Here is a 14,333-nt window from a genome sequence, read left to right as displayed (position 1 = left end):
ATTCTGATCACATCGCGCACACGGCGCATCGCAAGCCTCTCCGTCGGCATCCAGGGTCCCCTTCGCAAAGCCGAAAGGGTTCATCCTATGGGAGCCAGAAGAGGCCTCGTCACCCGGGCGACATCATCCCGGAATGGTGGGCGACATCATCTCGGAACGGGTGGGCGACTTCAAATCGGAATGGTGGGCGAGATCATCTCGGAATCCTGGGCGACATCGACCGGAATCCGCACTCAAGTTACCTGTTCATCGATGTGCAGCAATGCTCCTTTGAGCTCCCGCACCTTTGGGAGCCCCCAATGTCGAACTCAACGCTGATGTTTCAAGATGACCTCATGGCAGAACTTGGAGTGTCGCGACCGACGTTGCAGCGGTATCGCCGTGAAGGCACCGGCCCGGCTTGGTTCCGCCTTCCCGGGGGCGCCGTGCGTTATCGCCGATCGGACGTGGACCTATGGCTCGAAGCGCGGCGTGTTGCTGTCGCATAGCCTGAAAAACGACAAAGCCGCCGCGTTGGAGCGCGAACGGCTTTGGAAAGCTTGGAGACCCTGACAGTGACTTCTCAATATCCGACTCTCGCCGTCCGGCGGGCCAGCTACAATCCCCCTCCGATCAATGCCGACACCGTTCTCGCAGCGGCGCGTCAGCATGAACGATACCTCCGCACCGTCTCGCCTCGCGAGTACGAGATGCGCGTATTTGAAGACGGTAGTGTCTTCTTCCGCAATACCGCGCAACCGAGCCTGAGGCGGCTTGTCTCGCTCGCGGAAATCCAAGAGGCGTCACGCGACTTCTGGACGAGTCCGCACCGCCCGTTGTGGCGTCACATTCTCTGCATCTGGGAGTGATCAGTGGCTTCCCCCTTTGCCCTGACCGCCCCGGTGCTGATCGAGCGCGGCTATTCGCCGTTGCCGATCGCGCCGTGGGGCGAACGCGATTGGAATCCGAGAGGAAAGGAGCCCGGCAGACTCGAAGTCGGCCGCGACGGTGAGCCGGAGTGGTATCGCCTCAAAAACTGGCAGGTGTTCGGCGAACGGCAGGCCCATCTCAAGATTATCGAGCATTGGTCAAGGTGGCCGGATGCCGGGGTCGGCCTCGCTTGCGGCTTCGGTGGATTCGTTGCGGTGGACGTTGACGACGACTCCCTGATTGACCCCATCTTCGCGGTGTTGCCGCCCCACACGGTCGCGAAACGCGGCCGGAAGGGCGTGACCGCGTTCTATCGTGCCGCCGAGCCGCTGCCGTCGAAGAACTACCGCACCACCGAGAAGCGCGGCTTGCTCGACTTCCTGAGCGGCGGAAAGCAGACGGTGCTTCCCCCGACTGTGCATCCCGACATCGGTCGGCCCTATGAGTGGACCACCGAGCGGACGTTGCTCGATACGCCGCTCAGTGACCTTCCCGAGATCACTAGCGCGCATGTCGCGGCGATGGAGGACGTGCTTAGCGCATACGGATGGGACGCACCCGAGCGGCAGCCGCGTGGCGCGGCCGTTGAACGGCCCGCGCGAGGCGATACGGCCCAGGACCTGCTTTGGCACGACGACGTGAATACGGTGGCGCTCGCGAACCTGCATGCGTGGGTTCCTGCGCTGGGTTTGCCAAAGACCCGCCCGAATGGCGTTGGCTATCGCGCAGTCGCGCCATGGCGTGGCTCAGGCTCGGGCCGCTCTGAGGCTCGCCGCCAACCGAACCTGTCCTTTCACCCGGACGGGATCGTTGACTTCGGCACCATGGAGACCTTCACGCCTATCAAGGTCGTCGCCAAGGCGCAGCGCATTCCTTACCCAGCTGCGGCGGCATGGCTACGCCAGCAACTCGGACTGCCGGAAGAGCGCCTGATCCTTCTGGGCTCAACCAAGTCCCGCTTGCTCTCGCCGACCTATCCCGACCGCGCCGTCCCGCTTGCCGACGCCACGACGGAACTGCGCGGCGCTCTGGACGATTTCGAAGCGCAGATGAAGGCGTGGCGCATCTATCGCAACCAGGCCCGCCTCAAGTCGCCGCTGATCCACCAAAAGCCGCCCGTTTGGGGTGTGAAGATCGATGCTGGCGGCGGCAAGTCACACCAAGCCGCGCGGAATGTTGCCGCGTGGACCAGGCGCGGATGGCGCCTGGCCTACGTCGTTCCTCGAATCGACCTCGGTGAAAAGATCGCGCTCAACCTAAAGAGCCTTGGCATCAAAGCGCAGGTCTATCGTGGTCGCGAACAGGCGGACCCCGATGCGCCGGATCACACCATGTGTCGGAACCTGCCGGCTGCTGCTGCGGCCATTGCGTTGGGCGTCAGTGTCAGGCCTGCTGTCTGCATGCGCCGGATCGATGGGCCCCTGGTCCAATGTCCATTCGCCACCGACTGCGGGCACGAGCGCCAGCGCGAGGCCAAGCCGGACCTTTGGATCATTACGTCCGCATCGCTCCTCTACGCAAAGCCGGACTTCCTGCCCGAGCTGGATGGCCTTGTGATCGACGAGAAGTTCCACGACAATGCTGTTGGCGATGCAACCACGATCGATGTGACCGAGCTTTGGCGCGCGAAGATCGAACTTTGCAGCGACGAGGAACACGATTTTCTGATCGGCATGCGCGCGAAGCTGCTGGCGGTGGCAAAGACGAACGGCGACGGGCCCTTGTCCCGCGCGGTGCTCGAAGATGAGGATCACCGCATTTTTTCGCATACCGCCCTGCGGGCCGCGACCTTGGAGCAGCGGCGCGTCCGGCCGGAAGTTCTGCAACCGGGCATGAAGGAGTCTGGACTCAATCTCGCGCTCCACAAGCACGGCCCTCGGAACCGGTTGGCGCGAGATGTTGGCGCGCTCTGGAACGAAATCGCGCTCTTCCTTGCGTTCGACCATGGGCAGTCGGGACGGATCAGCGTTACGGGCCGCGCGTTCACGCTGACGCCGCTGCGCCCGTTCGATCCGTCATGGTGGGCGCCGGTGCTCGCGCTGGATGCAACTCTCACGACGCGGGAGATTTTGCACGCAGCCGTGCTTGGGGACGAAGTCGCTGGCATTCCGGTCGCCGCCAACGTGAAGGCCGACATCACCATCCAATGGCCAGACCACGTCCACGTTCGGCAGGTCACTGGCGCACCCGTATCGATGGGCGCCCTTGGGGTCGGCGAGAAGGCTAAGCCGCATCCGCGCAATGAGCGGGATATCCTCCGTTATATCGCGCAGCGGGCCGCCCTGATCGCTCCGGCGCGCCTTGGCGTCATTTCCTATCTTGGCCTCGAAGAGCGGTTCGCCAGTCAGGCGCCGGCGAATGTGTCGTGGATGCATTTCGGCGCCACGTCGGGCCTGAACGATTTCGAAACGGTGGCCGGACTGGTCGTCATAGGCCGGTGGTGGCTGCCCCCGGACAAGATCGAGGCGCGCGCGAGCGTGTTTGCCGGATACCCGGTCAAGCCTATCGGTGAGTTCTACCGAAAGCGGACTGGCGGCATTCGGATGACCGACGGTCCGGCCGCCGCCTCCATCGTTGAGTGTCACCCCGACCCGTTCGCCGAGGCCGTCCGTCGTGGCGTCACGGAGGACGAGCTTGAGCAGGCCGTCGGTCGATTGAGGCCGCACCGGCGCACCGAGCCCTGCTTCCTCGATATCGTGGGGGATGTGGTTCTACCGATCACGGTGGACGAGGTTGTCGAGTGGGATGCCGTCCGCCCTGGTGCAGAAGCCGACATGATGGCCGAAGGCACTGTCCTTTTCAGCAAGGATGATGCGAGAGATGCCTTCGGCGTAACTAAGCGTGAGGCTGAGGAAGTTCGGAAGGTGAGCCCCACTTCCTTAAATAGTAATCCTCTTAGGGATTTGGGGCTCACCTCCCCCCTCCGGAGAGTCTCCTATCGGAAGGCGGGCCGGGGAATGAAGCCGAATGAGGGCCTCTATCTGCCCGGCATCCTGCCCGGCGGCGAGGCTGCCCTTCGCGAGTGGCTTGAGGCGCGGCTTGGCCCGCTCGTAGCCCTTGATGTCGAGCGCGTCCGGGTGAACGATAGCAGTCGAGCAAAGGCCATGCTTGCGAACATCGGCAGGTACACGGAAAATCATTTTCGCTCAATCGCAGTTTTCTTCAATAACCGTGGACGGCAGAACGGGGAGCGACTGTGACCACGCAGCGGCAAGAGCAGATCGCGCGCATCGCGGAGAGACAGGTTGAAGTCCGCCGGTTCGCCGCAGAGCATCGCACCTTGACCGCAAACGATGGTCGGACGCTATCGTTCTTCCCCACCGGCGGGACGGCCATTGGCGCGCTGCTGTTCGGTGCTGGTGCGGCATCGCGAAGCTGCTCCGGCAGTAAGCCATTCCGACGCTGAAGACGACGCACGCGAGCCGCGCCTCGGCCGTGCCCTTGAAGTGTTGAAGCTCCCGCTCATTTCGAGGTCATTAGATTGCGGACTTTTGCGTACATATTCTTGCCCGCGCCAATCAATTTTTGACCCTTTGACCGAAAGTCGCCCGGGATTGGGTCGATGCTCAAGACGTTCAGTCCCTCACGGCCTTGGTGTCCACGATCGGACATAAGTGCGCAGATGCGCGAGACGGTCCCGTCTGCCACTCCGCAAACCAAGGACAGCTCTTTCTGAGTTATGCCCGGCTTCGCGCCAGCTTGAAGTAGAACCAGCATCTGGTTCGCGGTGATGTCAGGGCTAATCTTTCGGAACTCGTTGATGATGAGCGTGAGTGTTCCAACCCAGCTTGCATCTTCGATGCTGTTTTCGTCGTTGGTCAAGTCGAAGTCTCTTTTTCGATGACGGCCTAGATCTCATTCGATCGTCGAAGTTCCATGATCTGCGACGCATTTAGTCCAGACCCACCTGGGCCTTGGACTCTAAGCTTGAGTTGCGGAAAGTCGCGGTGACGGTAGAGGGGAAAGCGGTCCCTTCCCAGGAATACGTGGAAACCACCCCATATCCGGGGATTCGCGTCCCGGTCGTCTGGCTCCCCTTGCATCCGAAGAGCCGCTCAACTTCCCGAAGTTGCATTCCGAACCGGGCTTGGTTGAATCTTTCAAGGGTCACCTGGCACTTCCGCGAGAGTCTAACATCCTCTTCCTGCTCGGCTTGTTTTCGTTGCTCCGCCTGCTGCGCTGCTTCGATCGATTGCCGCTTCGCCATTTCGGTCGCTCCTTTGGCGTTCTCGGCGACGATCTGACTTCGCACTTCCGCCAAACGAGCCTCAGCGGCCTCTCGCGCGGCGCGCGCCTCTTCGGCTTGTTTCGTAACTTGAGCTATCTTTGGAGCCTCTTCATTTGCTCTTCGAGCGGCTTCTTCAGCCGCTTCTTGGTCAATCTTGGACTGTTCCGAGAGTTTGTCCCGTTGGAACTGAGCTTTTCGACTTTCTTCGTCCAACTTTCTTTGGGCGTCAGTTCTGGATTGCGCTAACCTGGCCTCCTCCTCAAGGCGGCTCTGCCCTTGCTGGACCAGACCAGTACTAACAAAATTTAAGAGCGCGCTCTGCAAAGCAACGGCCTGTGTGGCAGCGTTCGCCGCATACATTCTTGCCATAAGCTGCTGCCGGGAATCTCCACTTTGCCCTTGGGCAATAAACAAAGCGTCGCATTCCTTGTAGACGCGCAGTGCTTCGGCAGCATCCGCTTCGTTCCAGTCAGTGGCTGACCGACCGAGTAGGTTTCGTGAGGCTCCCCGATTTAGGATGAAGCCTTGGAACAAGTCCCGGTGTGACTTGCATCCGCCATGCGCAAATACGTAGGTAGACACCCAACCCTGATTGCTCGGTAGGGCGCGCAGCTCCGGAGAACTCACGGATACAAAGCCAACCAACAAGAAACCGAAACGAACAAACCCAACGCCTAACGCTCGCACGATGACCTTCTCTCCCCCGGTGTAAACTGACGAAGGGAGGTATTATGATTCTAAGCGCCAAAGAAATTCGCCGAAGGTCGATACTGCATCTTAGCCCTGATGTGTTCCAGGGCAGGAACTCTTCACTCCAACTTTATCTAAGGATCAACACTGCTATTGTCGCTTCATCAAGCGGTCCGAACGGAGCTTAGAAACTTCCCAACTTCCAGCCTCAGACAGTTGCTGTCCTGCGACAGGGATTGAGCAGCCGACAACACTTGGGACGACGCCGACCCCGTTTCGCTCGCGCCCCGCTGCACGTCGGTAATGTTGGCCGAAACTTCGTGCGTACCCTGGGCAGCCTGCTGCACGTTACGGGAGATTTCCTGTGTCGCCGCGCCTTGTTCTTCTACGGCTGCGGCGATGGTTGACGAGATTTCCGAGAGCCGCTCGATCGTTGCGCTGATTTGCCGGATCGCCACGACCGACTCCTCAGTCGCTCCCTGAATAGATGTGATCTGCTGACCGATCTCGCCGGTTGCCTTTGCGGTCTGCTCAGCAAGAGCTTTGACCTCCGAGGCCACGACGGCAAAGCCGCGTCCGGCGTCGCCTGCGCGGGCCGCCTCGATAGTCGCATTCAGCGCGAGCAGATTGGTTTGCCCCGCGATGGTGTTGATCAACTCAACGACGTCCCCGATCCGGGATGCAGCTTTCGAGAGCGCGCCAACCCGATCGTTGGTGGCGCGCGCCTGCTGGACGGCGTCGGCTGCGACCCGAGCCGACTCCTGAACTTGCCGACTGATCTCGTTGATGGAAGATGACAGCTCCTCGCTTGCCGAAGCGACCGCTTGAACATTGGTGGAGGCTTCTTCCGAGGCGGCTGCGACCATCGTCGTCAGCTCCTGCGAGCGCTCAGCGGTGGTGGTCAGGGTCGAGGCAGATGCCTCAAGTTCTGTCGATGCTGAGGAGACGGTCTCGACAATCTCTCCAACAGCGCCTTCGAAATCGTCGGCCAGCTTGTGCATGTCGCGCTTGCGCTGCTCGGCGGCGAACTTCTCCGCCTCTGCTTGTTCGGCCCGCAGCCGCTCGGTCTCGATTGCATTCTCCTTGAACACCAGCACCGCGCTGGCCATCTTTCCGATCTCGTCCTTCCGGTCCGCGCCCGCGACGGCGACCGTTCTGTCACCACCGGCGAGCCGCCTCATGATCTCGGTCATTGCTGTGATAGGCTTCGCAACACTCGCGGTAATCAAAAGACCCATAAGGGTACACAAGGTCGCGGCCAGCGCGAGTGTCACAAAAATCAAAATACGCGCGGAGCGGTAGACTTCCGCGCCCTTGTCTGCCTCTTTCTTACCTTCGTCCACATTGAACGCGAGGTCCTGCGCGAAGCCTTTGCGCACTGCGCCAAACTCCTCACTCAGCTTACCCAGGTACAACTGCGTGGCCTCGTTCCGACTTTTCTTCGCGAGGTCGGGGAGCACCTTGCTATCTTCCAGGTAGGTCGTCCAAGCCTTCTTGAGCGGCTCGACGATCGCTAGCTCAGCCGGGGTGGTCACAGTCGGTTCGTACTTGCGCCAGTTCGCGTCAAACTCCTGGAGCGTCTCTCCCAGCAACTTTTCCAACCGAGTGACATCGGCCGGGCTTGTCGAGAGGATCAGTTGCCCTTGACGAGCACGGAGTTGCTCTGCCGTTTTGGACAGTACCCCCAACCAACCTGTCGCGGGCAACCAATTGTCGCGAACTTCGGCCGCAGAGCCATTCACAGTCGCCAGGCGGTCGACAGCGAAGCCGCCAAGTCCAAGAGCCGTGAGGAGAACGATAGCGAAGGCTGAGGCAACCTTGTTGCGGATAGAAATGTTGGAGAAGCGCATCAGAATACCTGCCAAACGGGAACATAAAATCGAATGCTCTGTAAAAGTACGTCCACCTCGTTGAGATTGATTGAAGTTTGTTGTCGCTTTCCGGCAAAAGCCAATTCCCGAGACATTTCATCTCTCGCTCCGGTACGCCGCTGCCCAAGGCGCAGGAGCACTCCGCAATTTTACGGGGCTTAGTCGGACGCTTCATCAGGCGAACCGTGGTCGTCCGCTTCCGGCCCGTAGCTAAGCTGCCGCGCGCAGTCGGTCGCGGACCGCTGTTGACCCATAGGGGGCGTACATCCAACTTTGTCCGCTTGATCCTGATCAATATGCGGTACGTTCGCGGGATATAGAGGAGACGTTGCGTAGTCCCCACTACGCGACCCCACCCAAGCCGCTGGCTTCCCCAAGGGCTGGCGGCTTCCTTTTGTCCGCATTATGCGGCCAGCCTTGAGAAACACCTCCGGCTGATTGCGTGGGTCCAACCCAAGTTGCGCTGGATCAAATCTGGGCAAGTCCCTCCGTGCTTAGCTTTTTGCCAAGTAAGAACAGGGAGGGTTGAACCGTGCTAGTAAATGCGAACGCAGCTACCCGCCAGGCTATTGACGGTCACCTCGCCGCTCTCGCTGGCAAGCACGTCTTCTGCAGCGAGTTCAAGTATCCCAGAGGTACCGAGATTTTTGGTGAAGGTGAGGACGCAGAATACGTTTACCAAATTAGATCTGGGGCGGTGCGAACCTACAAGATGCTCTTAGATGGTCGCCGCCAGATCAATGCGTTTCATCTGCGGGGTGACATGTTTGGATTTGAGAACGCAGTTTTCCACCGCTTTAGCGCTGATGCTCTCGGCGAAACTCATGTTCGCATTATGAAGCGAGGCAGCATCCTCGACGCCATGCAAAATCGAGCGGGCAGCACAACGAACCTCATCTGCTTTGTTACACAGAATCTCAAGCACGCTGAAGATCACATGCTTCTCTTGGGGCGGAAGACTGCCTTGGAGAGAGTTGCCGCATTCCTTCTTGAAATGGATGAACGGCTAAATCATCCCAAGATGATGCTACTCCCAATGAACCGGCGAGACATCGCCGACTATCTTGGAATCACGTTGGAAACCGTCTCCCGAGCCTTCTCCTTGCTTCGAGACGAAGCACTACTACGCTTTGACGGAAGCACTCAGCGGCGGCTCGAATTGCTAAACCGTCTGGCCCTCGCGAAGTTCGACGCCTGAGAGCCCATGCCCAAAAACTCCTCGCGCCGGATCTGCCCGAAATGCGGCAAGCTGATGCACTTCGTGATCGCAAAAAGCAGGCGGTCGCAGTTTTCTTGCATCGAATGTGACGACATTGACCCAATGCAGGTCCCGGACTTTCAAGCATGGGTCAACAGTCCATTGCGGCCGCCGAGAAGCGATGAGCCCGAGTTGATGGCGCTTTGATGTCGCCTCTTGGCGGTTAGCTGGAGGTTGCCCAACTGCTCTCATGCGGAGTGAGTGCTGACCGGTTTCAACCTGGCGGCAAAACCCCGATTTGACAGTGGCCTAGTTTGATCTGCTTCAAATCTGTTCTGGTCGCTGGACGTAAGCTGGGCTTCATCACAGGAGCAACAGCAGTGCCAACCCCCGACCAGTGCCGAGAATATGCTGCCGAATACAAAGCCCGAGCAAACGAGAGGCGTATTTCTGCCCGTCGGTGCTCCGTACTTACGAATATCGCCCGTAGCTGGACAGCGCTGGCCCACCAGCTTGAGAGCCTGACAGTCATCGTCAAGGATGAAGCAAGGTAAGCTGGCCTCAGAGGGCGCGCGGCCTCCTTGGCCTGCAAGCAGCGTCTGCAATTGGCCCATCTGCGACCTCCCGCACCATCCATTATTGCGCCGCTGTTAGCCGATAAGTGGACATAGGGGGAGCTGGCGGGCGCTGGCGCCGCTTAGCGTGGCTCAAGACATGCGATCTACACAGTTTGGGTCCTTCCGGGCCGCCTCCCCACGCGGGTGACGCGCGACCACCGACCCCGGCCAGATACAAAATTTCAAAACCTGCTTGTTGTTCTCGGATGTGCCTCTGCTTCGAAACCGAAGACGTGCGCTGCGGTTACTGGAATGGGCTGTAGCGGAATAGCCCGTTATCCGATCTTGAAGGTAGTTCAATCGATTTCAGGATGACACGATGCCCGCCACTACTCCGCTGTATCCGCCCGATTTCCGCGCTTCGACCATTTCAGCGTCCGCTCGGAAGCGGCGCAAAAATCCGCGCACCATCTCGATGCCCGAGCGTGTCGGGCCGTTCGCGAGACTCGTTTTTGCCGAAATGGCGCGCCAGCGAGTGACTTACGACTCGCTGGAGGAGCGCAGCGGCGTGCGCAGGGCTACGCTGAAGGCGTGGAGAAAGAAGAACCGTCCTGGCTTGGAGAGCATTGAAGCGGCCCTTGCAACGCTCGGGTTCGGCCTTGTCCCCGTCGCCACTCTTGAAGCGCTCGACCATCCTGAACTCGCGGGCGAACTCACCGCGCTAGCCCTCAAGATGCGTATGAATATTCCGCAAACCTGGGCAGCTCTGATCGACCTCGGCGTAGAGCAAAAGCTTCTTCGCATGCGGGCAGACGAGCGCGGCGCCATTCTGGCCGAGCATGACTCGCGCCTCGCAGGCATCCCCGCCAACGACAATAAGAAGCGCCGCCATAAAGCGGCTTAAAGGGATACCGAAACAATCCCGACAACCGCCCCCGATTTTCCCATATTAGGTCCGTTACTTGGTGCTCCTCCACACCAAGTAACGGGTGAAACCGAGGCCGGTGCGTTTGATAGTCAGATGCACCGGCCACTTTCCAGATGGGACATCATGTCGAAAGTGTATCTCTCGCGCACTGAGGCCGCGAAGCGAATTGGGCGTTGCGCGAAAACCATGCGCAACCTCGCCAGGCGCGGCGAGGGCCCCCCGTTCATCATGATCGGCGCTTTGCGACCGGCATACCCGGCGGACCAACTCCAAATCTGGCTTGCGGCCGGTGGAGACGCGCAATGAGCCGCGCTAAGCTTCTCACCGACCTTCAGGCGGCGTCCGCCGACCTCTCGCTTGCGCGACGGCAGCTTGCAGATGAACAGTTCAATGCGCGCTACGGAATGCCCGGGAATCTCATGTTTGCGGAGACCCGGGAGCATGTGGCGTACCACCGTTGGCTCGGCGCTAGCGCAGCGCTTGCGGCCATCGCCCCGAAGCCTGAACCCGCACCCAAGCCTGTGGCCGCTAAGCCCGCGCCGAGCAGCACGGCAAGCGCTTCCGCCAAGGTCGAGCCCCCGAGAACCGCCGGATCTTTCTCTCTTCTGGGACACTATGAGGACCAGTGCAGAGATTCAGAAAACCGCGTGCGGGCGAGGTACGGTCTGCCGCGTATCCCCGCCCCTAACCTTCGAAAGATTTAGAACATGAACATCCTCGCTCGCCTCATGCCTTCCAAAACCACCATTAGCTCCGCGATGATCCGCGCCGAGATCGAACGGACTGAGTCTGAAATCACTGCACGCAGCGAACAGCTTGAGGGCGTGCTCGCCGGCATTGCCCTCATGAATGACAGCCAACACGCGCAAGCTGAGGCCGACGCCGCAGCGATCAAGCGTGCAATCATGCGACTTGAAGCGCGCGCCAATCACCTGGCCGCCGAGCTTCCGAGAGTAATCGCGGCTGAGGAAACCGCTGCGAAGGTCGCCGCCGACGAAGCGTTGCGGCAGCGGGCAGATTCCGCGCGGAAGGCGAACACCAATCAAGCCGCCAAGCTGTTGGCAGAATACGCCACCGCCGCTGCTCGCGTTGCGGAAGTGACCACAAAGCTTGAAGCACTCGACATCGAAACGGCGGCAGTGAACGCCGCGCTGCGCTCAAATCCGGTTGCCGAACCCGTGGCGTCATACGACGCAATTCACCGAAAGAGCCCCGACCGTCCGGCAGGCGAGCGACGCGCGATCCGGAAGTGCTGGGTCTATCGTTACCCCGGCTCCCCGCGCGATACGGACAAGGTCCAGTTTCAGTACGAAGCCCCGCACGAAGTAGTTCGGCAAGCGGATATCGGCCCTGACGGCGACGCGATCCCGATGCCGGCAGTCCAACACGACTACTATAATCGCGTGCTCACCATCATTCCCACCCTTGAGGATCGGGAGGTCGTGGTAGAGCGCGTGTCCTTCCGATCCGGCCAGACCGAAGCGCCCCTGTCATCGGTCCGGCTCCCGCCTGCGTTCTCCGGTGAGGACTACATCTGGCCGAGAAAATGAGATGTGCGTCGCTTGAGATCCATCACACTGACCCGCCGATTGGACAGGACAGTATAAAATTCGCATCAGCCAAACGGGAAGTGAAGCAAGACGAAATCAAAAACAATATTCGCTAATCGGGATCCCCGACGCTTGGATTTCTCATCTCTGCCTTTAAGTCCATCTGCCAGCTGCTTGTTGGCACCCAAGGACGTCCCTACTTGAGACTTAGCTCCTTCGCCGAGGCGACGACCTTCCACTTGTGGCTCGCCCATCCATGCCAACCCGCAGCACCCACGCACGAATTTCATTGGCAGCGGCAACGCTGATGCTTCCAAAAGTAGACGCCGTCCCTCCCTGGCGCGACTTTTGGGTAGCACCTCCAAAGAGAACTCCGAAGGCGCTCTTCTGGGGACAGGAGAACGAACACGGCGCAAAAGTTCTCCCTATGGTTGCATTTGGGTGCGCGATCAGTCATGCTGAACAGTATTTGAACGGGGGCGGTGGTGGCAGTGTTCAAACTCCTTGGGTTCATTTGCTTGCTATTTGCCGCGCAGGCTTCGCCATTATTCGCGGCTGACAAAATCTGCAAATCGGAGAAATTCTGTTCCTGGTGCTCTCGACACAACGGCAACTGTCGTATCGCCGGAGCACCAGGACAATGTGTTTGCAACTGCATTGCCAAACCAGGCGTTGCTTTGCCTAACTTCAATCCACCAGGAACAACGCCCGACTGCGACTTCGACCCGGATCATCCGAAAGGTGGCTTCCAGCGATGAGGGGGCATGAGATAAGGAATGCGCTAGCTGCAGTCGGTTTGGTGACCCTGCTGACGGCATGTGGCACGAGCGTCCCACAGTTGCACGAGGCATTCGAAGCGACCGACGCCGGTGATCCGTTTCTTGTTCAAAGAATAAAGCAGAGCATCTACTGCGAACTTCGGCAAGCTGTCGTCGCGGAGATGGGGCAAGCCGCCGAGTTTGCTACTGTCGTTGTTAAGGGAGGAAAGAAGAAGCTGGTGAGCGGCCCCTCAACCGCAGCGAGCAATCTTCACTTTTCAAGCGAAATCGGACAATCCATTTCGAGCGCCATTAGATCGACTCAGCCGGCGTTCACTCCGAATTTCTAGACGGAGGCCCCCATCACGAAAGCCGCATGCCGACGGGTACGCTCGATATTCGGCCGCCCATCGGTCAGCCTAAGCTCCCCGAGCCAAATACCTTTCTCGGGCGGAAAACACGGGAGCCGTTCCCGCAGTCTGAAGACAGGAACGGCGGGTCCCCTAAGCTTTGACGAACGTGGGATCCAGATGCCGGCGTTGATCACACCCCAGCTTGCGACCCCTAAGGACAAGGCTCCTTCAGGAGTTCAGCGGATGCAAGAAACCAAATACGACGGCTATCGGGCGCAGGTGCATGTAAACAGCGGCACTTTACGCGCGACGCCTGCAAACGACGAAGCCGCAGCTGATTCCAAGTTGCCGTGGCGCCGCCACCGCTCCCGAATTGCACTTTGTAACTAGCGATTGCAGTACCGCCTATATGCTAGCTGCTGTAGGGGTAGACGTTCCCCCTCCGGGCGAATGACAGGTATTGCAATGCACAACGACAAAAGCCAACTCCGGGGCAGCGGTCAGAAACTGATTGAAACCTCCCGTAGAGTCCGCAACTCGCAGCATAGTCCAGGTCGCTTGCTGTGAAGACATCGAGGCCAAGCGCTTTCGGTCGGGGAAAATCCCTCTTACGCCGGACCCGGGTTAATGCTTTCCGAGAGATCAGGCAGATCCGCGATTTGCGGACCCGCAACCTGATTCGTGGGGCTCTTTCCGACGAGCGCGCAACACGGCCGCCGATAGCGGTCATGAACGCGTTGCGGCAAGCTGCGTCGCCAAGAGATCTAGCTCAGTGCGTGACGCTTCTACTTGGCAAGTCTGGGGCATTCCCCTTCGCGAACTTGGGGCGAAATTACGGTAGTCTTCTGCGCATACATTCTTTAGAGCCTGCTTCTATCGAAAGGGAGATTGCGTTCGTCGCAGGGCATCTAAACGGGTGGAGAGAAGAGACTTGTAAGATCGTTGATGCGATCCGCACGTTCGCCGCTATTCCAACCTCCTCACCTTCCGATGCAATGCAAGCGCTTGCCAAATTCACTGAACAATTTGGCGCTTCGAGTTATGGCGTTCGAAAAGTCGCGTACCTAATGGCTCGGTTTCCTGACGAGGCCGCGCTTCAGGAACCCTTTCAGCTTATCGCCAACAAAGTCGCTCAATCTCGAAACCCAGGCCCCTATTTCATTGCGATGGAATTGGTCGACGACAATTTCGCTTACTTTCCCGGCGTCTCCACAGTACGCCTCCGATGGGGGCCGTCTTGCGTGAGGGGTGGTAATTCGCGAAGCGTGTGACCTTAAGTCTAGCTTTAAGG

General features: G+C 59.4%; 10 protein-coding genes. 7 read left to right on the top strand and 3 right to left on the bottom strand.

Going from position 1 to position 14,333, the window contains the following annotated elements; translation table 11 throughout:
* Nucleotides 1-299: 299 nt before the first annotated feature.
* Both AC0L21_RS36775 and AC0L21_RS36770 read left to right on the top strand, forming a co-directional pair.
* Nucleotides 300-488, top strand: a complete 189-nt coding sequence (locus tag AC0L21_RS36775) for a helix-turn-helix domain-containing protein (protein ID WP_084462296.1) — start codon at nucleotides 300-302, stop codon at nucleotides 486-488.
* Nucleotides 489-851: 363 nt separating this feature from the next.
* Nucleotides 852-4,109, top strand: a complete 3,258-nt coding sequence (locus AC0L21_RS36770; protein WP_473266782.1) for a bifunctional DNA primase/polymerase — start codon at nucleotides 852-854, stop codon at nucleotides 4,107-4,109.
* A gap of 262 nt (nucleotides 4,110-4,371) precedes the next feature.
* Here the strand turns inward: AC0L21_RS36770 and AC0L21_RS36765 are convergent, their stop codons facing one another.
* The 3 genes from AC0L21_RS36765 to AC0L21_RS36755 form a co-directional block, all read right to left on the bottom strand.
* The gene (locus AC0L21_RS36765; protein WP_473266780.1) at nucleotides 4,372-4,731 is read right to left on the bottom strand and encodes a MarR family transcriptional regulator; all 360 of its coding nucleotides are present in this window, start codon (nucleotides 4,729-4,731) and stop codon (nucleotides 4,372-4,374) included.
* Nucleotides 4,732-4,801: 70 nt separating this feature from the next.
* On the bottom strand, nucleotides 4,802-5,551 hold the full coding sequence (locus AC0L21_RS36760) for a hypothetical protein (protein WP_473266777.1): 750 nt from the start codon (nucleotides 5,549-5,551) through the stop codon (nucleotides 4,802-4,804).
* Between the two features lie 440 nt (nucleotides 5,552-5,991).
* Complete coding sequence (locus AC0L21_RS36755; RefSeq protein WP_473266786.1) at nucleotides 5,992-7,680, bottom strand: methyl-accepting chemotaxis protein; 1,689 nt, start codon at nucleotides 7,678-7,680, stop codon at nucleotides 5,992-5,994.
* A 550-nt stretch (nucleotides 7,681-8,230) separates the two neighbouring features.
* Here AC0L21_RS36755 and AC0L21_RS36750 point away from each other — a divergent pair.
* The 5 genes from AC0L21_RS36750 (at nucleotide 8,231) to AC0L21_RS36730 (ending at nucleotide 13,432) form a co-directional block, all read left to right on the top strand.
* Nucleotides 8,231-8,896 carry a helix-turn-helix domain-containing protein gene (locus tag AC0L21_RS36750; RefSeq protein ID WP_473266774.1) on the top strand — a complete coding sequence of 222 codons (666 nt, stop codon included), beginning with the start codon at nucleotides 8,231-8,233 and terminating at the stop codon, nucleotides 8,894-8,896.
* Between the two features lie 936 nt (nucleotides 8,897-9,832).
* Nucleotides 9,833-10,357 (top strand): hypothetical protein, encoded by a 525-nt coding sequence (locus AC0L21_RS36745; protein WP_473266772.1) that lies wholly within the window; start codon nucleotides 9,833-9,835, stop codon nucleotides 10,355-10,357.
* A gap of 731 nt (nucleotides 10,358-11,088) precedes the next feature.
* Complete coding sequence (locus AC0L21_RS36740) at nucleotides 11,089-11,931, top strand: hypothetical protein (RefSeq protein ID WP_473266769.1); 843 nt, start codon at nucleotides 11,089-11,091, stop codon at nucleotides 11,929-11,931.
* 799 nt (nucleotides 11,932-12,730) lie between these two features.
* On the top strand, nucleotides 12,731-13,039 hold the full coding sequence (locus AC0L21_RS36735) for a hypothetical protein (RefSeq protein WP_473266766.1): 309 nt from the start codon (nucleotides 12,731-12,733) through the stop codon (nucleotides 13,037-13,039).
* A gap of 246 nt (nucleotides 13,040-13,285) precedes the next feature.
* Nucleotides 13,286-13,432, top strand: a complete 147-nt coding sequence (locus AC0L21_RS36730) for a hypothetical protein (protein WP_473266762.1) — start codon at nucleotides 13,286-13,288, stop codon at nucleotides 13,430-13,432.
* Nucleotides 13,433-14,333 lie beyond the last annotated feature (901 nt).

The sequence above is a fragment of the Bradyrhizobium sp. WSM4873 genome (assembly GCF_055811355.1).
The sequence above is the reverse complement of the archived record's forward strand: the minus strand, read 5'-3'. Positions and strand labels throughout refer to the sequence as shown.